The sequence below is a fragment of the Microcoleus sp. B4-D4 genome (genome assembly GCF_036705185.1).
In the GTDB taxonomy this organism is placed as follows: domain Bacteria; phylum Cyanobacteriota; class Cyanobacteriia; order Cyanobacteriales; family Microcoleaceae; genus Microcoleus.
In genome coordinates this window covers 13,840-32,622 of the sequence record NZ_JAUBTX010000007.1, presented here as the reverse complement: position 1 = coordinate 32,622, position 18,783 = coordinate 13,840, and the positions used below count along the sequence as shown (strand labels likewise).

Below are 18,783 nucleotides of genomic sequence, written 5' to 3'. Positions count from 1 at the left end.
ATATGTCTAATAATTCAGGTGTCAAATCAAGACATTTCTGACACCTGAAAAGATGGCTAACGCCGTTTTTTGGACTGCGTTTTATCCGAAGAACGACTCTCAAGCGTCTGGTTGGCTTGAAGAGAGTGCAAATTGTTACCTGGAAGCAAGCTGTAAACCACTTTGCGCTTGCGGAAAACCTTAGTACCATCTACAGGCATTCCTTGTTTCCAAGCGTCTGCAATCGCCTTTTTGTCGGCAGAAATTACGGTTTTTGTTTCGACTCGGCGATAGGGTTCTGGCAGTTGAGATGGGTCAATCAAAACTTCACAGGTAGGCGGATTTTCCTTGACAGCAATGCGGCGGTGTTTGCCAAGAATTTCGGAAGTTAACACGCCGCACTCGTTGAAGTAGAGAACGGTTTTGTCTAACCGCTCTCTCCACCCCTGGAGTTTGTTGATAGCTTTTGAATGCAGTTCTATCAAATACTGCATCCGGGCTGTAATTCCTGCAATTTCGGCATCAATTTGGTCGGCTAAGTCGGCATGGGCATCTACAGCAAGTTCCTGGGTTTCTTGGGTTTGCCAAAGGGATTGCAGCAGTTGGTCAATTTCTTCTGAGCTTTCTGCTGACTCTAGTTGATGCCAAAGTTGAGCCGCAGTTGTTGAACTTTGAGCAAGCGTCGCTGTGGCTAAATTCATGCTTAGTATCCTCCGTTGATGCAGGTGTGATAATAATCGCGGCGTTCTTCGATTTGAGCAAGTGCAGCCATTGTTGCCGCGTCGGATTTAAGAGAGATTAGTTTGTCCTTTTGAATCTTGCGACATGGTTGAAAATGAGTTAATTTTTGTGAGTTTGACTGGGTGGTTTTTGGCATACAATTCAAAAGATTTTCTTAAAAATAGCGCGACCGCGCTCTTAAAAAAAGGAGTATTTAAAGATATGAATTATCCTATAGTTTTTTACCCAAAAGTGGTAATGCAGTTCTGCCATCAATATCCTTTGCCAGAGGCAAGTTCTAGTTGTGCCACCTCATCCCAACTTCAAGAAACTCAACAATTCGAGCAACCTGTTGTTTTGCTGACTCCGCCTCAACCACCTGTGGTGTTACCTGTCAAGTTGCTGTGGTTAATTTGGGTGTTTTGGCTCTATGGTGCGATCGCACTTCCGCTGTTAGCTATTTCCTGGGGTTGGCTGTGGTGGGAAATGCTGTTGGTAGTAGCTGCTTATTCATGTTTAATTGCGGCTGCTTATAGTTATGTGTTTGGTTGCCGTCAAAAACTGCTATCTAGGTATAAACAGCAAATTCTTGAGTACAAACAACAAGAGATATTATCCCAACAAGAGATATTATCCCAACAAAAAAGATTATCTCAACAAGAGACGTTATCTAACAAACAGCAGGAATTTTCTAGTTTTAAGTCAGGGAAAGAAGAGTTGCAGACAGTTTTTAAAAGTGTAAAAATTGACTTACAGCACAGAAATCGATCGTTCAAAGATTTGATGTCACTTCGGGTTACTCCTAATGGCATATCTCAAGCTCGGCAAGGAGTGAGCGAACAACGCTTTTTGCAATACTTACAGCAATATTTCGAGGAAGTTGTCCAAGCAGCAGAGTTTAAAATTCCGTCATCTCAGAGGAGCTATTCAGCAGATTTTATTGTAATTCACACTCGATCTGGACTCGGAATTGATGTCGAGATTGATGAACCTTATGCTGGCAAATCTAAGAAGCCCACTCACTGCTGCGATGCTGACAGGGATATGCGCCGCAATCAATTATTCTTAGAGTGGAATTGGATTGTGGTTAGGTTTACTGAAAAGCAGGTAGTTCAGGCTCCTTTGAGCTGTTGCAAATTCCTGGCTCAGGCGATCGCCTTTGTAACGGGCGATCGCTCTTATTTAAAGCAACTGGAAACTGAACCCGATTTGCTGAGCGTCAAACCTTGGACAACAAGAGAGGCAAGGGCTATGGCTAAAAGCAATTATCGCCTTACTTATTTATCTGGATTTGGTGTCGGTTCTGCTTGCAATCGGGTTTCAAAGTTTTGATGCGAGCGCACGCAATATCCGAGTTATTGACTGCGATAAATGTTTATAATTAATACAAAGGAGTTGAAATAGATATGCTGTCATTTGAAGAGGGGTTCATTGAAGGTCAATTGCTCAATCAAAGACTTCTGCAAACAATTCGTTTGATTGGAGAGTACAAGGGTAAGCAGGAGTTATTCAAACAACAAGCCCCACAAGTTTTAGGCACTTTGCGCCAAGCTGCGGTTATTCAGAGTACCGAATCTTCTAACCGCATTGAAGGCATTACTGTGCCGCTAGAACGGATTAAGAAATTAGTAACAGAAAAAACAACGCCGCGCGATCGTTCAGAACAAGAAATTGCGGGTTATCGGGACGTGCTAACTACAATTCACAACAGTTATAGCCACATTCCTTTTAGTACAGGGGTTATTTTACAACTGCACCGCGACCTTTACCAATTTGCTGTTAATACAGGCGGGCGCTGGAAAACAGTGGATAATGAAATTAGCGCTACTTATCCTGACGGGACTAAAGTGGTGAGGTTTCAACCTACTCCCGCTTATGCTACTCCTGCTGCAATGGAACGCCTGCAAGAACGGTTTAATCGCCTCTGGGAGTCGGGCGAGATAGAACCTTTATTGCTGATTCCCACTTATATTTTGGATTTCTTGTGCATTCATCCATTTTTAGATGGAAACGGGCGGATGGCAAGGTTGCTGACTTTGTTGCTGCTATACAAAGCTGGTTATGAGGTGGGGCGATTTATTAGTTTGGAACGAATTGTGGAGAGAACTAAGGAGAGTTACTACGATACGCTTTACCAATCTTCCCAAGGATGGCATGAAGGGCAGCATAACTTATTACCTTGGTGGGAGTATTTCTTGGGAGTCATGCTGCTATCAGCTTATCGGGAGTTTGAGCAGCGGGTGGGATATGTTACATCCGCAAAAGGAACGAAAACGGCGATCGTATTGGATGCGATTAACAATTTGCCTCAAGAATTCTCCATTAGGGAATTGCAGGAACGGTGTCCAACAGTCGGAATTGATTTGATTCGCCGTCTATTGCGCCGGGAAAGGGATGCTAGGCGTTTGGAATGTCGGGGACGAGGGGTAGATGCGTATTGGCGAAAGCAATAGATACAGCAACCGCCAAGGTTGTTAGGATATTTCGGTCACCCGGTCCTTGGGCTACGCTCAGGATAAACTCCGTAGAAATGCACCGAAAAAGAAGACCAAAGCGCCTTGGCGATTGCTATACAGGAATTATGCACAAGCAACTGGGTGTTGAATTGAAGTACAAAACATAACACCCAGTTATAACTATCTATGCAAGCTAATGAAAGCAGTTAAATGTTAAAAAGACTAGCATTTTAAAAAGCTAAATCTTCATCAATGAGATGTAGTTCATTCGACTGCAAATTCACTTAATTGTCGCATATTCGGTGGGTCAAAACCCAGTATAATGTCTTGTTTAGGAACTCCTAATTCTACGAGTTCGTTAGCAATGCCCACCTCGGTTCCATCCTGCTGAATCCAAATTTTATTGTCCATAATATCCAGGTGCAAAACCGGGCCATAAATTCGCCGCTGATTGCGCCAGCCCACATATACTAATTGATAATGATCGCGCTCGGTATCAAAGATAGTTTGAGCCTGAATTCGCTCATCCCAAACAAGACTAGCGTGTTGGGAGAGAAGATTTTGGATGTGCTGCCTATAAAGGTCTACATTTGCCATTGTGCGATCGCCTCCTGCTCTATATCGTAAACAATTAAATGAATTTGGTTTTGTTGAATTAAAGACTGAATAAACCCCATTGTAAAAAAACTATCGTAGACATTGCTGGGTACTGCTAGGTATAAAAGGCGGTCAGTTTCTTGTTGTTGCAAAGCTGCTCGATAACTAATGAATTGTCCTAATGCTGTGTAAAACTGGGAGATTTTGGAGGGGCCAATAAAGCTTTTGATTTCAACGGCAATTTTTTGTCCGTCTTTTTCTGCCGCAACCATCCTTTCGGCACCCAAGTCGATGTAAAGTTCTAGAGTTCCTGCTTGTAAAGTATATGGATCGTGAGTAATCTGCCATCCATCTTTCTGGAGAGCGATTTTAACGACTTCGTGAAAGACATCTTTAGCAGACATGGTTGTACTGACTCGTTGTGTTTAATATCTTCGAGAGTTTTATTTCAAGTATATACGCTCTTCATCTGAAAGCGAGGTTCTCGGGCAGCGCCACAAAACTTTGCCCCTCGGCCTTTTTTAGATCAGAAGAAGCCTTTCGTCCAAATATGATTGTCCAGCCGACGTAGTGTTGCGTCGGACGACTCGAACATATCGGCTTGCTCTTAGTGCAGGAGATACACGTATCCTGCCATTTTGTTTGCCATTTTTGAATGTGGTGAAAGATGTTTGCTATTGGCTGCCGGAGAAACAAACTTGTCTCTCCGGCATAATTGAATTACCAGTCGATTTTTAGCTCGCAGTTTTTGCTGCTGCCGTTGCTGCTGCCGTTGCTACCGTTGCTGCTGTCATTGCTGCTTTCTTCCGTGAATTGGAAGTTTAATGCCAGCAGTTCTTGCTCAACAATTGACTTTCTGTCTTGGATTTTTTTGTCCCTCACAAGTCGCAGAGCCTGGATTATTTGGTCAAGCGTTTGATAGCTTGTTTGTTGAAAATTTAGGACAAGTGTTGTTTCCCTCCCCATGATGTACAGTTCGTTTTCTGTTTGGTGGACGCAGGTTAAATTATTGAAGTAATAGGTGTAGGTTTGCGATAGTTCCATTTTTTTTGTCCGATGCTTTATTTTTGGGCGCGACAGCGCTCATAAATTTGTTTTTTCGTAAATGTTAGTGAGTACAATAAAATGTATAAATAATTTTTTTTACCCATGTTGACTCACAGATTATTTAAGCAAGCGCCGTCTCAATTTACTTAATAGCTCCGATAAAATAGTTGATAAATACGTTAAAAAAGCTGTAATAGTTAGTGGCAGTAATCAGTAATTGGTAGTCCTACCTGGTAAGGATACTTGGGGGGATAAAACGGTTAACCCAGCGTTATCAAAACCCTGATATGGCAGAACTACCCAGGAATTTATTTATGTCGCAACCATGAAATTTGTTAGCTAGCGCTTTTATTTAATAAAAGTCAAAATCTTAAGTGGCAACAACTAATCCAGTTCAATGTCTTGACTGTGCTGTTTATACTGTTGGTTATTTTGTTGATTAGTTTGCTGTTCTAGCTCAATTAATTGTATCCAAGTATCATTCCAACTTGACTGTGGACTGACAAGTTCTGCATCCGGTAGCAGCTCGCTTGCATTTCGAGCGAGCTGAGAATTTTCGGCGATCGCTATAATAACGCTATCGAGTTCTTGTAACAATTCTATAGGCAGTTGTGAAGCTCGTTCAATTCCTAGGTAAATTGTGGCTGGTGCTGTTGCAGAGTTTTCCTGGCTATTTTCCTGTTCAATAAGCAAAATTGAAAGGGCTTCGATTGGGTTACAAGCAATCACAGCTCGCTCAATTTCTCCGGTAGTGGCTACCCAGAAAACAGCTTCAGATGACAGGGGATGGGTTGTAGTAAAGTTACCTCTTTCATCTAGAACAAAAGCGAAGCTGGCTTCTCCCTCAAGCGTCCGTGCCGTAAAGACAGCCTTTTCTGAGCCGGCATACAGCCAAGAATGAGAGTGCAATAAATTAAGCAATTCTAAAGGGAAACTGTACTCGACTGCTAGATGCGATCGCACTCTGACCCACTGAGTTTCATTCCTTTCAGGCAGGATTGATAATTGCAACTCTAACTCATTTGCTGTAGCAGGAGTTAGAGGTGCAGTTTCTGCTAGCTCAGATGGTTGCAACTCTAACTCATATTTCTCAGCCTCGCCGGGGACACTCGCTAAGTGTTGTGACTGCATTAAAGCTTCAATTAAGGCGCTATCTCGCTGTTGGTCATAACTAATACCTCGATGCTTCTGCAATCCATAAAAAGTGTAGGCTTTACCCAACTGAGAGCCACTTAAAGCTACCCCATCTAAATTGTAAGAAATGCCTTTACTGAACCCGTTTCGAGTCAGTCCGACTTGTACCTCTACACCTTGTTGCTGCAACCGTTCAACAAATTCTGGCATAGTTGGGTTGTCTTGGGTAACTTCATCAATTAGGTCTTGCAATTGCACCCGGACACTCTTGTTTCCCTTGCTTTTTAATTGCCTGCGTTCTCCTGTAGTCGGAGCTCGCTTGTCTGTTTCCCAACTGGGTGTAACAGTTTCCAGGCTGTAGTTCCGTTCAAGCTGGCGAATAGTTTCTTGGCTTTTGTAATAGTCCCAGCTATCGTCAACAACACCTCCATCTAGGCGAATGCGACTGGCGACAATGTGAATGTGGTCGTGGTCTGTATCGCTGTGCTTGACAACTGCATACTGGTTGTTGTCAAATTCCATCGCTTTCATGTAGTTAGCTGCGATCGTCAGCCAGCGTTGGTCATTTTCTTCAAAATCTTCTAGTTTTTCAGTGCTTGCGACAGATAAAGTGGCGTGAAAAACTGCTACTTTCAGGTTAGGTCTTAGTTGTCGGGCGATAGCAAATTCAGCAGCCAATTCTTCAGGAGTTTGTCCGCACATAGTACCGCCAATTAGAGCGGCGTCTTTTTTGCCCAGCACGTAGTTCAGACAGCCCCGAAAGCCTGTACCTTTGATTTGTTTGCCAATCATAACCGAAAAACCGTCAGTTGCTTGAATCGATAGCTCAGGCGGTAAAGCCCAGGCTGGTTAATAGTTAGCGTACTGTAGATTTGGCGAGGTTTGCAACTATAGCTTTAATTGCACCCCCGTTTTCTCGAATGAGTTGCTGTACGCTTTCTAAGAGTCCTGTATTGACAAGAACTGGTTCTCCCAATGCCACAGCACTATTGCAAGCTTTAGTAATTTGATTGAGGTTGTTTCCTGCAATTCTCAATTGGGCATCAATCTTGCATAACACTTGATAGGCTTTTAAGTCGAATGCAGCTAGAGGGCGCGGCATGGCTCGACTCAAAGCTGCACGGCGCATGAAGTCGCTCATGCTCAAATTTACTTGCTCGGCTTTTGCTTTAATTTGATTGTAGTCAGAGTCAGACAATCTCAGTTCCAGCCGACTCGAAAGTCTGTGATTTGACTGATTGAGCTGATTTGACTGATTGAGCTGATTTTGAGGCAATTTATTGAGCTTCATAGCCATGAGAATAGTTGAGTTTATCTCATTTTATAAATATATAACTACTTTCATCTTCACCCAAAAGAGCAAAATAGGGGCGTAATGTTACCCCCGCCATTTGAGGATAACTGGTTGCGAGCGCTACTCAATAAATGACAATCGATCCATTTGCTTAAAGTGTTTGCTCTACAGTCGAGGGCGTTGTCAGCTACTTTCTCCCTCTGATTTCTTATAGCTGTATAATATTCAGCTTAATTTGTATTACAGTTAGCTACATTTGTCATTAAAGCTTAAGAAAGTCTTAAACCTGACCAGGCGGCTAGAAGTCCGCATTCATGAGGTGCATTATTTTTATTTAAAAGTAATAAATAAAGCTTTGTACGGACAAAACCATTGCTTGCTACCGAGAGAGAACAGCCATAACCAGCCATAACTAGCCTCAACAAGCAAAGGCAGTCCTTGCACAAAAAAGCAGTAATTTGACCGAAAAAGTCAGGCATTTGCAGGATATTTTCGTGTAAATACAGGTAAAGTGCACCCCCTGCAAATACCTGTAATCTCCATGATTTTATACTGCACTTGCCTGACTTTATACTGCACTTGCCTGACTTTGACACTCGCCAAAAATTAGCTATTTTTTAGCGTTTTTAACAAAACTTGGATTGATTTAATAGTCAAGTTTTGGCATCGGAATTGAATAAAAAATCAAGTTGAGCAAGTGCGAAAAATTTGGCAGCGTAGCAGCCGTTATGTCAGCCTTGACAGTTGCATAAATTGCTGTTGTCGGGCCCGCGTTTTGCAATCGGCTAAACTGTTGGTATGAAGGCAGGTTAAGAGCAGACCCTAAGTAGGTGTCTTAAGGGCGAGAGCGTCTGCGATCGTTGCAACGCCGGTCAAGGAAATCAAATTTCCCCGCTTATCCATTTATAGAAATAGTAATTTCTTATTCCCTATCGATTTACCGGGGAATCAACCAGGAGCAATCAGACTGCCCAACAAGCCGATCGCCCCTGGTTTCTTCGTGGTCAGCAAGGGAAAATCAAAGAGTGGCAGACCTAGGAAAACTTTCGGCAATATGCGTTTTTATGCGTTTTTATGAGCTCGCCCCTCACCTTTTAGCTGCTTAAACTCTTCAAATTGCGCCTTGCCGACGATCGCCAAAACATCGGTTGATGCAAGAAAGGCCCGCGTCGATTGCCGCCACAAAATCCTTCTCAATAGCTGAAGCTACGGCGCGAGATGGGTAGTCGTGAGCCTGTTTGATTCTATGAGCTCCGTCGTGGGCGATCGAGCTGTCGCTCAAGCCGATCGCTCGCTACCCAGGTGTGACGGGAAAGTTGTGGCAATTGATGCCTGTGCTGCTACGAAGTTGTCACAACAACAGGAGCAATGTGAGCAGCCGGCACAATCGAAGAGCGGGTAAAAATCAAGCTACTTAACACCTATGATGCCCCATTCATAAGGGTGCATGATTTTTTGTCTGCACGCATTAGTCAGGTTTTGTACGGACACAAACATTGCTTGCTACCTATCAAGAACAGCCATAACCAGCCTCAACAAGTAAAAGCAGGAACAGCACAAAAAGTCTGGTGTTTGCTGTATAAAGTCAGGCTTTTGCGGGATATTTTCGTGTAAATACAGGTAAAGTGCAGTCCCTGCAAATACCTGCATTCTCACTAACTTTGTACAGCAAACTTCTGACTTTGTACTGCAAACGCCTGACTTTAGCTGACTTTGACACTCCCCAAAAATTAGCTATTTTTTAGCCTTTTTAACAAAATCCGAATTGATTTAATAGTCAAGTTATGGCATCGGAATTGAATTAAAAATCAAGTTGAGCAAGTGTAAGAAAATTGGCAGGCAGCTAAAATTTATGAAGCGATTTTGTAGCGTAGTACCCACTATGCCAGCCATAAAGTTGAGGCTGGACTATCTGGTTTTTGCGCTCGCCCGCCAAGCTGTTTGCGAGTGTAAGGCTTACCTCTATCGAGTGTCCGCTGCCGTCTATTGCTAGCAGTCAACTACTAAACTACCATCGCCAGCCTTTCAATTCTTTGCAAGAGCAAGCGAGAGCGACCTGAAATTTTAGCAACGGGTGAGAGGAAAGCAGGCGCGATTTCGCACAGATTTTCCAGCTCGGCTCGAAACCACCCTGATAAGTAGTTGTGCAAAATTAATTACACAATATTTCGCGTGAAACCCTTGCCCAGCAAGGAGTCTTGATGTAATTGATTTTGTGTAGCTACTTAAAAATGCTTTCACTTCTTCGTCAGCTTGCTGCACTTCCTCGAACAAACTAAAACGCCCGTCGAGCAATGCCACGATGTCTTCAATATCAGAACTAAAATAAAAGTTACCCCCACTTCTACCAATGAAAGCTTCTATTTTGGAAGCGATGCCGACTCTTAATGCCCTGATTCAAGCAGCGCTCCAGAGAGCAAATCTGTTAGTTTGAGTGTAAGAGCCCACTGGTTTAAGTAAGCGATATCCAGTCGTTCCCCTTGCACCTTCAAAACTCCCAACACATCCCTCCACTGCTTTTGAGAACCGCCAGGAATTAGTTTGTACCAACTGAGTTTTTGCAGGACGATATCTTCAGGCGAGTAGATGTAGATTCCCTCCTCTGTTAAACCGCTAATAGGGTAAAGTTGGCGACGACTCATCACCGAAGTGGAAAAATGGTCATCGCTGCTCATCACAAAAATATCCGCTTTCTCCATAGAAGGCAAATATATGACATTGAAAGACGATTCGCGGGGTGCTGTTCTTGACTTAGCAATTGCTTCATTCACAGCCGAATCGCTGATGTAAAACTCGCCTGACATGGCATCAATTAGCCTCTGTGCTGTTCGCGCTTCCAGGTCAATTACTAAGTCCAAATCTTGCGTTGACCTGTTTTCTCCCAGCAGCGAACTCGCCACCGAACCTCCCACCACATAGGGAATATTCAGCGGTAGCAAGATGTCGGCTATTTTTTGCGCTAATTCGATCGGATCTGCAATCACAAGTTCACCCCAATCTTTGCTATTTGATAAAGCTTTTATCCACTCAGCGCCCAAGCACCTTTTAATAAATTCTTGCCGAACTTTTGCCTCAGTTGCATTGGGATACTGGTTCTTTATTCCCGATATTGCCATCTTTCGGACCGATTGATTGAAAGCGCAAGTCCGCTGTACTTTTTGTTGGGGCGTTAACTGCCGCAATAGCTGAAACATCAGCACGTCCACCTCAATGCTGGTATCAATAGATTGGGGCTTGTATCCTGACTTGACTGTGACTGTTGGCATTGGCGGCATGATACAATCTCGTTCGAGGGCATAGGTTCCACAATTGTATTGCAGAGTCAAAGTTTTTCAGGTCATGCAAAAAAAGTAATATCTTTGATGTCCGAACTGCTGCAACAACAGCTATATGCGATCGCAATTGGAATCGAAACACCCAGCGAGTCAGTTAGTGTACAGGTTCGCCGGCTTTATGATGGAGCGTCACCAGACAAGACGCAAGCCAGTTGGTGTAGTTCGGCATTGGCCGATGCCTGACGCGATCGTGTCCAGCTATTCTGTGTGCGATTTTGCAGCTAGTAAAGATGTCGATGCTCGCTGTCGGACGATCGAGCTTGGACTTAACTCGCCATTTTATCGATCGCTTTTGCTTGTAGGTTGGGTTCAGCAAATTCAACATCGACCATAGCTTTATCAGTCACAAAGATAGCTAAGAGTCGAAAATTGGATATTAGCAGTTTGGATTTCAACAGAGCACAAGCTTGAGCAAGTGAGTCGATAGAATATTCAACTTAGCTCGTAGCACAAGTAACTACATTTGTAATTAAAGCTTAAGCAAGTCTTAAACCCTATGTTGCGGTTAGGATGCCGCATTCATTAGGGCGCATCATTTTTATTTTAAAGTAATAAATAAAGCTTTGTACGGACAAAAACATTGCTTGCTACCTATCAAAAACAACCATAACCAGCCATAACCAGCTTCAACAGGTAAAAGCAGAAACAACACAAAAAGTCAGGCAAGTGTTGTATAAAGTCAGGCGTTTGCGGGATATTTGCAGGTAAATACAGGTAAAGTGCAGTCCCTGCAAATACCTGTATTCTTACTAATTTTGTACAGCACTTGCCTGATTTATTACTGCAAACACCTGACTTTAGAGCGCACAAAAATTAGCCAATTTTTAGCGTTTTTAACAACAAGTGAATTGATTTAATAGTCAAGTTACGACACGTATGTTGATTTATAAATCAAGTTTTAAAAGTGTGAGAAAATTGGCAGCGCCACAGCCGTTATGCACACCGGCTGAACAACAAGGCTGTGTCTGCCTATGCAGCTAAATGCAAAGTCTGCGTTCTATGTTCTTGTGGGGGACAAAAAAGCCCTGTCTTTTCTTGATGTATTTCAAGCAGCAGCACCCCAGGCAGCCAGTTATCGGCAATTTGAGCAATCCCAGAGGTACGGCTTCTCATTACTTGGGAGCACCATTGACACTCCCCAGCCTGAAGGCATGGGGATTCTTCGATCTACGAGCCGACTTGCTGAGGCAGGATTTCTCCAACAACAGTAGAGGTCAATTCTCCCGAAGCGTTACTTGGCTCAAGACCAAAGGTTCCGGTATGCCCTACCGTACCCAATCCTCGACTTAGGATGTTTCTAGCTGCATTTTCATCACGATCTAAAACACAACCGCACTTACAAACGTGCGTTCTTGTAGATAGCGTTTTCTTGACAATTACACCGCAGACGCGAGCATTCTTGGCTAGTATATTGCGGATTTACCGCCACCGTCACGCGCTCAAATACTTTTCCGAAGTATTCAAGCCAAACACGAAATTGATACCAAGAAGCGTCGTTAATAGACTTAGCTAAGCAATGATTCTTCACCATGTTTTTGATTCTCAAATCTTCGTAGACGACTACATCGTTTGATGAGATTACGCACCTTGCAAGTTTTACTGCATGGTCTTTGCGCTGCCTACTTATTTTGAGGTGGCGTTTGCCTAGAATCTGCCTAGCCTTGCCTCTGTTTTTTGAACCTTTAACTTTTCTGGATACTCGACGTTGACTACGCTTGAGAATATGTTCCCCTTTTCTCAGGAATCTAGGGTTCTCAACCTTAACTCCATTTGAATCAGTGTAGTATTCTTTCAATCCAACATCGAACCCAATGGTATTCCCAGTTGTCTCTGTATTTTCCTTCCTGTCAACATCAATACAGAGTTGGACGTATACACCGTCCGCACGTTTCACCAATCTCACCCTTTTGATTTGGGTGAAGGAGTAGAAATGCAAGTCGCGTGTACCTTTTAGTTTGAGTTTACCAATACCCTTTTTATCAGTGAAGGTTATCGACTTTCTGTCGTCTGCAAGCTTCCATCCAGTTGCCTTGTATTCAACTGAACGACAGTCTCTTTGGAACTGTGGATAGCCTTTTTTACCAGGAATCTTTTTCTGGCAGTTTTCATAGAACCGGGAGATAGCAGTCCAAGCGCGTTCAGCACTCGACTGTCTTGCTTGGGAATTGAGTTCGTCGGCAAACGGAAAAGTTGCTGCCAGTACCGCGCAGTATTTATTCAAATCATATTTGTTCTTTTTTGGATTGTCCATCCAATAGCGCAAACAACTATTGCGAACAAATTGAGCGGTACGAATTGCTTCATCTACCGCTTTGAACTGGTTTGGTTTTCCGTATGCTTTGAACTCAAAAACTAGCATTGTTTTACCTCCATATTTATGCTACCTCAGTCGGCACAAGATATTGACTTATACAACAAAAGGTTACAATTAAAGCCGTCCTATAAGGACGGGGTTTTCAACCCAGTTTCTTGATAAACCTGTGGGCGATCCTCTTCGAGGGCTTCGCTAACGCTTGAAGGAACACCAAGGCAAAGTGGAGCAAGGGCGCGAGTTGGTGTTGGTGAGGACTTGGGATGGCGGGTGGAACCAAGAACGCAAACTTAAGAAGCTCCACAACAACCGCTTGCTGTGTCCCGCTTGCAATCCCCTTTCTCGGATGCAAACCCCACAAACCTAGAAACAATAACGGTTGCGATGTAGCGTTAGGGCAAGATTAGCGATCGGCGTATCTCACCGAAGCATTGCACTCAGCCCGACTATTACTTAAAACAAGCTGAGTTGCCCGTCGTTGGCTGCATTGCTTCTTCGGTGGCGCTTTGATAATCCGTTACGCCATCCCAAATAAGATACTGCCGGCCATCCCGTGCTAATGAAATAGGGAATTTTGGCAACTTCTTGGAGCCATATCCGATAGGGCGTGTATTCCCTAAAGCCGAAGGGGTAGCGCTCTTTGGATATCCATTTCTTAGCGCTTTTCCCTTCCATTGCTTCTCCCATTAACAAGCATTGAGCTTCGTACTCCAGAAGAGCGCTGGCAATGCTATGGATAGCTTTATCTCTCCAAGTTAATCGCTTCATGGGCTAACTCCGACTTCAATAAACTTTCAGTAGTTTGTACCCGTGCCGGGGCTGTAATATGGATACTTCCCGGCATCAGTGTTTTAATTGCTATCAAGTTGCTGTTGCTGTTTCTTAGCTTCCAAGATTCTGCGTTTGAGAGTCTCTAATGCCATCATCGCTGTCCAATTACCCCGATTTGCTGATTGGATGTACTGCTGTATCAATTCTTCGGTGATTTGTCGGTCTAACCAATGCACTAACTCTGCAGTTTGTTGGCGCGCTTGGGGGTTGGTGTTGCCGAACATCTCGAACATTCCCAAACTTTGCATCTGCGCTAAGCTCATATCTTCTAACGCTTTTACGGCTACTTCAAACTCTTGTTGCGATAACTTGGGTAACTCATCGGAATGCTGCTGCAACAAGAAATAATCGATTTCTTTGTACGCGCCGACATACATTTTATTCAAAGCGCAGTCGCATAAAATAGCGTGTTCTGGCAGCTCATCATCGGCGCCTAAGTTGTACGGTTCTAAGTGAATTGCTAGGGCTATGTGTTCGATTAAAGGTGCGTACACGGCGTAGTAACTGAAGGTACTTCCTGCCCTACCGTTGCTCCATGTGGCTTTGCTTCCTTGATAGTAAAGAGCAAAGTATTGAGTGTTGTTGGCTCCTACCATTTCAGGTAACATGGGTGGCATTGGTACGGGTAATTCGATAAAGTGCGTTCCTATCATTGTTGTGGCTCCTGGTTTAGTTCAATAGAAAGAAAACAGCCTTGAGATTGGTGGGGTAAGCTTTTCACTACCCTTATTCCTTGGGTGTGCAAAAGTCGGTCTGCCTCATCTAACAACTAAAACGAGTTAAAGTAAACTTGGATGCGGGCTGCGTTTTTATGATGCTTTAAGCTGTAGCCTCGTTCGTGATGGCAAGGATTGCGGCATTTTACGAAACAAGCTTTTCGGAGGAGGTTGTGAATCTTTCTTGTCATTGTTTTGGCTTCTGTTATTCAAAGAGAATCAGAGCGCTGCTTTCTTGACTTTTTCCATATTCGGTGTCTACCTGCTTTCTCAACGCTTCAAACTCATCAAATAATTCAGTGCGGACGTACTTGGTGTTGTTTCTAGAGCTGAGTTTGTAATAGGCGTGTTGCCATTGGTCAAAAGAGTTTAATGATGCGGTGTAGTGCAGCAACCAATCGCAGTTATTCAGGTGCTTAAAACCCCACTTTTCATCAGCCCATTCGATATGAACATCTCTGCTATGCCAACACAGATACACCGCGCCTGGTAATCCTTTGAGTCGCACTATTTCGTATATATTCCAGGCTTTTGTATATTCATGGCACAGTTCTTTGTTGATGCACTCACCGCATTCATCTAAACCCATTTGAGGGCAATATAATCCTAGGTTGCAGTGCATGATGACCTCTCTAACTTACTATTTGTCTACCCTAGCGATAGCTATTTTATTTAAATTAATTTGCTTTTTATTTTAACATTAAGCCTGAAACAATCATTTTCTATTTAAAATAATGGAGTCGCCCCAAGTCCGCACTTGGGGCATGATTGATTAGAGGATTAGCACAAAAGTTAGATTAGCGGCAACTAATTGAAACTGAGCTTCGGTTAGTCCAATGGTATCGCCGTCTTCGGTACAAGCAGCAGCAATTACTTGACCGCGCAGTGCAATACTTCGGCGGGTGATGCAGGTTAAGGCTAATTCCTTGTTCAAGAATTCCTCGTCACAGATTAGGTCGATGTTGGGGTCAGTGAATTGATGGCACAGGTATTCTATATACGCATCCTCACCTTCAACGCCGACTCGGTTTTGTAGGTCGGCTAGTTCCAACTTTTGTGCAACTTCTAACCGATGAATGCCTGTTTTGTTAATTAAAGCGTAGAGCATAGCTTAATCCCTATTGTTTTCAGCCATGCGGTAGCATTAAATTTAAAATATTTATAGAGTTTATATTAATAATTGAATCTTGCAATGACCTTAAAAAACGCCGATCAGTTGACAGTACCCCGACACAAAGCTGCACTAAAACGCCAGGAATTGAGCTTACCTATGGCTGCTACCGTTGATGCGTGGATTCTATTACCCCATCACGCACACTTGGATTATGGATGCGGTCGCGGTGATGATGTTAGCTTCCTCCAAGCAATGAATTTTCGTTCTCGCGGTTACGACCCTTACTACTTCCCCCGCACTCCCAAAAGAGCGGCTGATGTTGTGACGTTGCTTTACGTTCTGAGCACCATTGAAATTCCCGCACTGCGGTGTGAAGTGCTCATTCAGGCTTACCAACTCATTCGCCACACTTTGGTGGTTAGCGCTATCACGGGGCGATCGAGGAATCATGCGGGTATTGCTTACAGTGATGGCATAATTACGCGGTGGGGTACGTTCGAGAAGTGCTATTCCACACCGAACTGAAACACTTAATCGAAGATACTTTGGGCATACCTGCGCGCTATCTGACTCACAATACCTACACCGTTGTTCACCACTCTCGCGCTCTTCCTTTGATTATCCACAACCGCGATCGCCATTACTTAGCACAATGCCGCTCTCTCCTCTATTCCCAGATAGTATACACCAACGCCTAATAATGGAGCTTGGTGTATACTCACATTTTGTCAAGTAATTGGGAAGTTGCTATTAGCTTTTATGTGAGCGCTCTAGTATACACCAAGGCTTTTAATAGAGTTTGGTGTATACTGCTTGTTTGCCAAGTAACGAAAGAGTTGCTATCAATTTTATCGCAGCACAGCACGTACCCCGCATTCCTGCTGTTATCCATTCCAGGCCAGTCACCCCTTATGATGCCCCGATCGCCTTCTCAATTCCTAGTGTTATATGGGTTTGAGGGTGACGATCAGGGTGATCGGGGCGATCGCTAACTCCTCACCTTTTTTATTAAGGGGTGTCTGTTGTTGTGAGGAACTACCCCTACCCCTTTATTTTTTTAGGGAGTAGTACCCCGATCGCCCCGATCGCCCCGATCGCACTCTTCAAACCCTTGATTTTACGTTGTGTTTTTAGCGATCGGGGCATAATGAGGGGTGACGCCCTACGATGTACCCTGATCACCTTGATAATCCTTAAAGTATTGATTTAGCGTGGTATGTTAGCCGATCAGGGTAAAATCAAGGGTTAGACCCCCCACAATGCCCTGATCGCCTTGTCACTAAAAATAAGGGGTTAGACCCCCGATAATGGTGAGAGGTGAAGCAACGCAGGAATGGACTACACCAACGAATCGAGTGATGTGGATAGATGTTGAATGAATTGTAAAGAAATCAAAGAGCTAAGAGAGTCCCAAGAAAAAGCTACCGCCTGGTGTGAAAAAGAGGGAACAATCAATCACAATTGTTTACCCAACACCTCAACCACTATCGCAGCTACTCCTAATTTGTTGGCTATAGCTTCTCTCACTTTAGGGAGCTTCCCCACAGGAATGTAGATACTTTTCACCTGCCACTTACCGTTAATTTTAACTTTGTAGCGATAATGATTTACTATGCTTTCACCCTTCCAAAAACTGTACACCAACCCGCTACCACCCTGAACTACAGGCGTTTGGTGTATACTCTCGGCTAGTGAATCCTTTGTCGTATTACTGTCACTTTGATTGCCATAGCTGGGGTATACACCAAGACTTGGTGTTGAGATTTGGTGTATACTATCGACTGGTGAAGAGATGGCGGCGTTGGTATTAACTTGCTTGCCGCTATTTTGGTCTATACCAGGAACTGTGTGATAGTTGGGTAAGGCTTGGTGTATACCATCAGTTGATAAAGCCAAGGCACAGTTGCTGTTAGTTTTAGGCTCAAGTGTTGGGTATACACCAAGGGGAGCTAATGAGGCTTGGTGTATACTATCATTTGTTGAGCTAATGTGAGAGTTGCTATCAGCTTTAGTTTCAGAGTCAGAGTATACACCAAGCAGTTCGGGAGTATTGGTTGATGCTAGTAGATCCATTGCCACAAATTCAAAGCGAATTACCCAAACTTCCTGAGTGCTGTTGCCTTTAAAGTAGCATTTGACGAACTCTGCGACTGATGAACACATTCCACCTTCAGCCTGCAAATCTGCATCGGGCATGACCGAAAGTTGTTCTTTGTAGGGAGCGCAGAGCAACCGACACCAACCGATTTGTTTGCCTTTATAGCGGATATCTTTATCCAAAGCTTTGATTAGCTTATTCTGCTGGAAAGCGTTAATAAATTTCTTGGCGTGGCTGTTCTTCCAAGCGCGGCGAGTCACCGTTTTGCAAGTAAGGTACGGCAGCGTTTTACCGAAGCTAATAGCCAGTCCCGATAATGCAAACTCAGTGATGTTTTCAATCGATAATTCCGAAAGCTTTGGCAAGATGCTGCACCCGTTTGAGGGCAATGTAAGCTTGTCCTGGCATGACTGTTTTAGCGAATGTGTATCTGGCTCGGATTCTACCTTTGGTTTTGCTCTTGACTCCAAAGTCGGAGATAGTGATGTTCTGGTGGCAAGGCAATCCGTCCAGCCCAGGGGGAATCCAAATATCAACTCCATTCCCATCGCGGACAAATAGTGGAATGGGGAAATTATGCCTAGCTTCCTGAGCGATTGCTCGCATTTCGTCAGCCCCGCAGGATTTGAATTGGTGCTTGTATTGCTGCTGTGCAAAGTTCTGAAGGAAAGCGATGATAAAGACTCGGTTTCGTTGATGCCCAGCTCCAACTTCCTTTGCCGATAGGAGGAGCGGGTCTTCGCAACAATATCCCGCCATTCGCAAAGAGGCAACGACTTCTCTACCTCCTCGGACGAGCAAGCCTTCTGGATTCTCGACAACCACAAAGCTGGGTCTAGCTTCAAGGATAATTCTGAGCATTTGCCACCACAAACTTGAGTCTGGGTGAGCCAATCCTTCTCGCTTTCCGGCGTTGCTTGTACCGGTACAGGGGAAGCCTCCCCAAATGCAGTCGTATTGTCCTGGGGCTGCGCTAAAAGTTCGGATGTCGCTGTGGATTGGGATGTGTGGATAGTGTTGTCGGAGTACATATTGAGCATCCTCATCGATTTCTACAAACTGTTCGACTTTGAAACAATTTATGGCGGTGGATGCTAGCTCAAAACCGCCGATACCGCTGAATAGTGAAAGCGTTCGCATCATGGTTGATA

The 18,783-nt window shown here is 43.9% G+C and carries 20 protein-coding genes and 1 pseudogene; 6 read left to right on the top strand and 15 right to left on the bottom strand.

Annotated features, from left to right (window positions below; genetic code table 11):
* Positions 1-56: 56 nt before the first annotated feature.
* Entirely contained in the window at positions 57-680 is a 624-nt protein-coding gene (locus tag QUB13_RS08375) for a siphovirus Gp157 family protein (RefSeq protein WP_333380033.1), read from the bottom strand.
* Positions 681-921: 241 nt separating this feature from the next.
* On the opposite strand from QUB13_RS08375, the gene QUB13_RS08370 reads away from it, so the two are divergent.
* Positions 922-2,031 (top strand): hypothetical protein, encoded by a 1,110-nt coding sequence (locus QUB13_RS08370; protein WP_333380032.1) that lies wholly within the window; start codon positions 922-924, stop codon positions 2,029-2,031.
* A gap of 74 nt (positions 2,032-2,105) precedes the next feature.
* The gene (locus tag QUB13_RS08365; RefSeq protein ID WP_333380031.1) at positions 2,106-3,152 is read left to right on the top strand and encodes a Fic family protein; all 1,047 of its coding nucleotides are present in this window, start codon (positions 2,106-2,108) and stop codon (positions 3,150-3,152) included.
* A 267-nt stretch (positions 3,153-3,419) separates the two neighbouring features.
* On the opposite strand, the gene QUB13_RS08360 is transcribed toward QUB13_RS08365, so the two are convergent.
* From QUB13_RS08360 to QUB13_RS08330, 7 genes are all read right to left on the bottom strand, one after another.
* Positions 3,420-3,752, bottom strand: coding sequence for a XisI protein (locus QUB13_RS08360; protein WP_333380030.1), 333 nt, complete (start codon positions 3,750-3,752; stop codon positions 3,420-3,422).
* Complete coding sequence (locus tag QUB13_RS08355; RefSeq protein WP_333380029.1) at positions 3,740-4,156, bottom strand: element excision factor XisH family protein; 417 nt, start codon at positions 4,154-4,156, stop codon at positions 3,740-3,742. The genes QUB13_RS08360 and QUB13_RS08355 overlap by 13 nt, the downstream gene beginning before the upstream one ends.
* A gap of 316 nt (positions 4,157-4,472) precedes the next feature.
* The gene (locus QUB13_RS08350; protein WP_333380028.1) at positions 4,473-4,796 is read right to left on the bottom strand and encodes a hypothetical protein; all 324 of its coding nucleotides are present in this window, start codon (positions 4,794-4,796) and stop codon (positions 4,473-4,475) included.
* 387 nt (positions 4,797-5,183) lie between these two features.
* The gene (locus QUB13_RS08345; protein ID WP_333380027.1) at positions 5,184-6,725 is read right to left on the bottom strand and encodes a relaxase/mobilization nuclease domain-containing protein; all 1,542 of its coding nucleotides are present in this window, start codon (positions 6,723-6,725) and stop codon (positions 5,184-5,186) included.
* A 64-nt stretch (positions 6,726-6,789) separates the two neighbouring features.
* Positions 6,790-7,230, bottom strand: a complete 441-nt coding sequence (locus QUB13_RS08340) for a plasmid mobilization protein (RefSeq protein ID WP_333380026.1) — start codon at positions 7,228-7,230, stop codon at positions 6,790-6,792.
* 1,108 nt (positions 7,231-8,338) lie between these two features.
* Positions 8,339-8,509 carry a hypothetical protein gene (locus QUB13_RS08335; protein ID WP_333380025.1) on the bottom strand — a complete coding sequence of 57 codons (171 nt, stop codon included), beginning with the start codon at positions 8,507-8,509 and terminating at the stop codon, positions 8,339-8,341.
* 1,102 nt (positions 8,510-9,611) lie between these two features.
* The gene (locus QUB13_RS08330) at positions 9,612-10,502 is read right to left on the bottom strand and encodes a hypothetical protein (protein ID WP_333380024.1); all 891 of its coding nucleotides are present in this window, start codon (positions 10,500-10,502) and stop codon (positions 9,612-9,614) included.
* 115 nt (positions 10,503-10,617) lie between these two features.
* Here QUB13_RS08330 and QUB13_RS08325 point away from each other — a divergent pair, with 115 nt between their 5' ends.
* The gene (locus QUB13_RS08325) at positions 10,618-10,896 is read left to right on the top strand and encodes a hypothetical protein (RefSeq protein ID WP_333380023.1); all 279 of its coding nucleotides are present in this window, start codon (positions 10,618-10,620) and stop codon (positions 10,894-10,896) included.
* Between the two features lie 833 nt (positions 10,897-11,729).
* Here QUB13_RS08325 and QUB13_RS08320 read toward each other — a convergent pair.
* Positions 11,730-12,921: pseudogene (locus QUB13_RS08320) on the bottom strand (RNA-guided endonuclease InsQ/TnpB family protein).
* 154 nt (positions 12,922-13,075) lie between these two features.
* Here QUB13_RS08320 and QUB13_RS08315 point away from each other — a divergent pair.
* Positions 13,076-13,240 (top strand): hypothetical protein, encoded by a 165-nt coding sequence (locus QUB13_RS08315; protein ID WP_333380022.1) that lies wholly within the window; start codon positions 13,076-13,078, stop codon positions 13,238-13,240.
* 86 nt (positions 13,241-13,326) lie between these two features.
* Here the strand turns inward: QUB13_RS08315 and QUB13_RS08310 are convergent, their stop codons facing one another.
* The 4 genes from QUB13_RS08310 to QUB13_RS08295 all read right to left on the bottom strand — a co-directional run bounded on the left by QUB13_RS08310 (position 13,327) and on the right by QUB13_RS08295 (position 15,528).
* A complete protein-coding gene (locus tag QUB13_RS08310; RefSeq protein ID WP_333380021.1) occupies positions 13,327-13,641 on the bottom strand; it encodes a hypothetical protein in 315 nt (104 codons plus the stop codon).
* An 83-nt stretch (positions 13,642-13,724) separates the two neighbouring features.
* Positions 13,725-14,357: a hypothetical protein gene (locus QUB13_RS08305; protein ID WP_333380020.1), complete on the bottom strand. Its 633-nt coding sequence runs from the start codon at positions 14,355-14,357 to the stop codon at positions 13,725-13,727.
* Between the two features lie 268 nt (positions 14,358-14,625).
* The gene (locus QUB13_RS08300; protein ID WP_333380019.1) at positions 14,626-15,042 is read right to left on the bottom strand and encodes a hypothetical protein; all 417 of its coding nucleotides are present in this window, start codon (positions 15,040-15,042) and stop codon (positions 14,626-14,628) included.
* Positions 15,043-15,192: 150 nt separating this feature from the next.
* Positions 15,193-15,528 (bottom strand): hypothetical protein, encoded by a 336-nt coding sequence (locus tag QUB13_RS08295; protein WP_333380018.1) that lies wholly within the window; start codon positions 15,526-15,528, stop codon positions 15,193-15,195.
* 84 nt (positions 15,529-15,612) lie between these two features.
* Between QUB13_RS08295 and QUB13_RS08290 the strand changes: the two genes are divergently transcribed.
* Both QUB13_RS08290 and QUB13_RS08285 read left to right on the top strand, forming a co-directional pair.
* Positions 15,613-16,059 (top strand): hypothetical protein, encoded by a 447-nt coding sequence (locus tag QUB13_RS08290; RefSeq protein WP_333380017.1) that lies wholly within the window; start codon positions 15,613-15,615, stop codon positions 16,057-16,059.
* A complete protein-coding gene (locus QUB13_RS08285) occupies positions 16,038-16,232 on the top strand; it encodes a hypothetical protein (protein WP_333380016.1) in 195 nt (64 codons plus the stop codon). The genes QUB13_RS08290 and QUB13_RS08285 overlap by 22 nt, the downstream gene beginning before the upstream one ends.
* Before the next feature lie 757 nt (positions 16,233-16,989).
* On the opposite strand, the gene QUB13_RS08280 is transcribed toward QUB13_RS08285, so the two are convergent.
* Together QUB13_RS08280 and QUB13_RS08275 are read right to left on the bottom strand one after the other, a co-directional pair.
* Positions 16,990-17,997 (bottom strand): hypothetical protein, encoded by a 1,008-nt coding sequence (locus QUB13_RS08280; RefSeq protein WP_333380015.1) that lies wholly within the window; start codon positions 17,995-17,997, stop codon positions 16,990-16,992.
* Complete coding sequence (locus tag QUB13_RS08275; RefSeq protein ID WP_333380014.1) at positions 17,969-18,775, bottom strand: DNA cytosine methyltransferase; 807 nt, start codon at positions 18,773-18,775, stop codon at positions 17,969-17,971. Before QUB13_RS08275 ends, QUB13_RS08280 begins: the two co-directional genes overlap by 29 nt.
* Between the last annotated feature and the right edge of the window lie 8 nt (positions 18,776-18,783).

What these genes read in the sequence shown, in the direction of transcription:
- QUB13_RS08375 (WP_333380033.1), bottom strand. Translation starts at nt 680, where the DNA reads ATGAATTTAGCCACAGCGACGCTTGCTCAAAGTTCAACAACTGCGGCT.
- QUB13_RS08370 (WP_333380032.1), top strand. Translation starts at nt 922, where the DNA reads ATGAATTATCCTATAGTTTTTTACCCAAAAGTGGTAATGCAGTTCTGC.
- QUB13_RS08365 (WP_333380031.1), top strand. Translation starts at nt 2,106, where the DNA reads ATGCTGTCATTTGAAGAGGGGTTCATTGAAGGTCAATTGCTCAATCAA.
- QUB13_RS08360 (WP_333380030.1), bottom strand. Translation starts at nt 3,752, where the DNA reads ATGGCAAATGTAGACCTTTATAGGCAGCACATCCAAAATCTTCTCTCC.
- QUB13_RS08355 (WP_333380029.1), bottom strand. Translation starts at nt 4,156, where the DNA reads ATGTCTGCTAAAGATGTCTTTCACGAAGTCGTTAAAATCGCTCTCCAG.
- QUB13_RS08350 (WP_333380028.1), bottom strand. Translation starts at nt 4,796, where the DNA reads ATGGAACTATCGCAAACCTACACCTATTACTTCAATAATTTAACCTGC.
- QUB13_RS08345 (WP_333380027.1), bottom strand. Translation starts at nt 6,725, where the DNA reads ATGATTGGCAAACAAATCAAAGGTACAGGCTTTCGGGGCTGTCTGAAC.
- QUB13_RS08340 (WP_333380026.1), bottom strand. Translation starts at nt 7,230, where the DNA reads ATGGCTATGAAGCTCAATAAATTGCCTCAAAATCAGCTCAATCAGTCA.
- QUB13_RS08330 (WP_333380024.1), bottom strand. Translation starts at nt 10,502, where the DNA reads ATGCCGCCAATGCCAACAGTCACAGTCAAGTCAGGATACAAGCCCCAA.
- QUB13_RS08325 (WP_333380023.1), top strand. Translation starts at nt 10,618, where the DNA reads ATGCGATCGCAATTGGAATCGAAACACCCAGCGAGTCAGTTAGTGTAC.
- QUB13_RS08310 (WP_333380021.1), bottom strand. Translation starts at nt 13,641, where the DNA reads ATGAAGCGATTAACTTGGAGAGATAAAGCTATCCATAGCATTGCCAGC.
- QUB13_RS08305 (WP_333380020.1), bottom strand. Translation starts at nt 14,357, where the DNA reads ATGATAGGAACGCACTTTATCGAATTACCCGTACCAATGCCACCCATG.
- QUB13_RS08300 (WP_333380019.1), bottom strand. Translation starts at nt 15,042, where the DNA reads ATGCACTGCAACCTAGGATTATATTGCCCTCAAATGGGTTTAGATGAA.
- QUB13_RS08295 (WP_333380018.1), bottom strand. Translation starts at nt 15,528, where the DNA reads ATGCTCTACGCTTTAATTAACAAAACAGGCATTCATCGGTTAGAAGTT.
- QUB13_RS08290 (WP_333380017.1), top strand. Translation starts at nt 15,613, where the DNA reads ATGACCTTAAAAAACGCCGATCAGTTGACAGTACCCCGACACAAAGCT.
- QUB13_RS08275 (WP_333380014.1), bottom strand. Translation starts at nt 18,775, where the DNA reads ATGATGCGAACGCTTTCACTATTCAGCGGTATCGGCGGTTTTGAGCTA.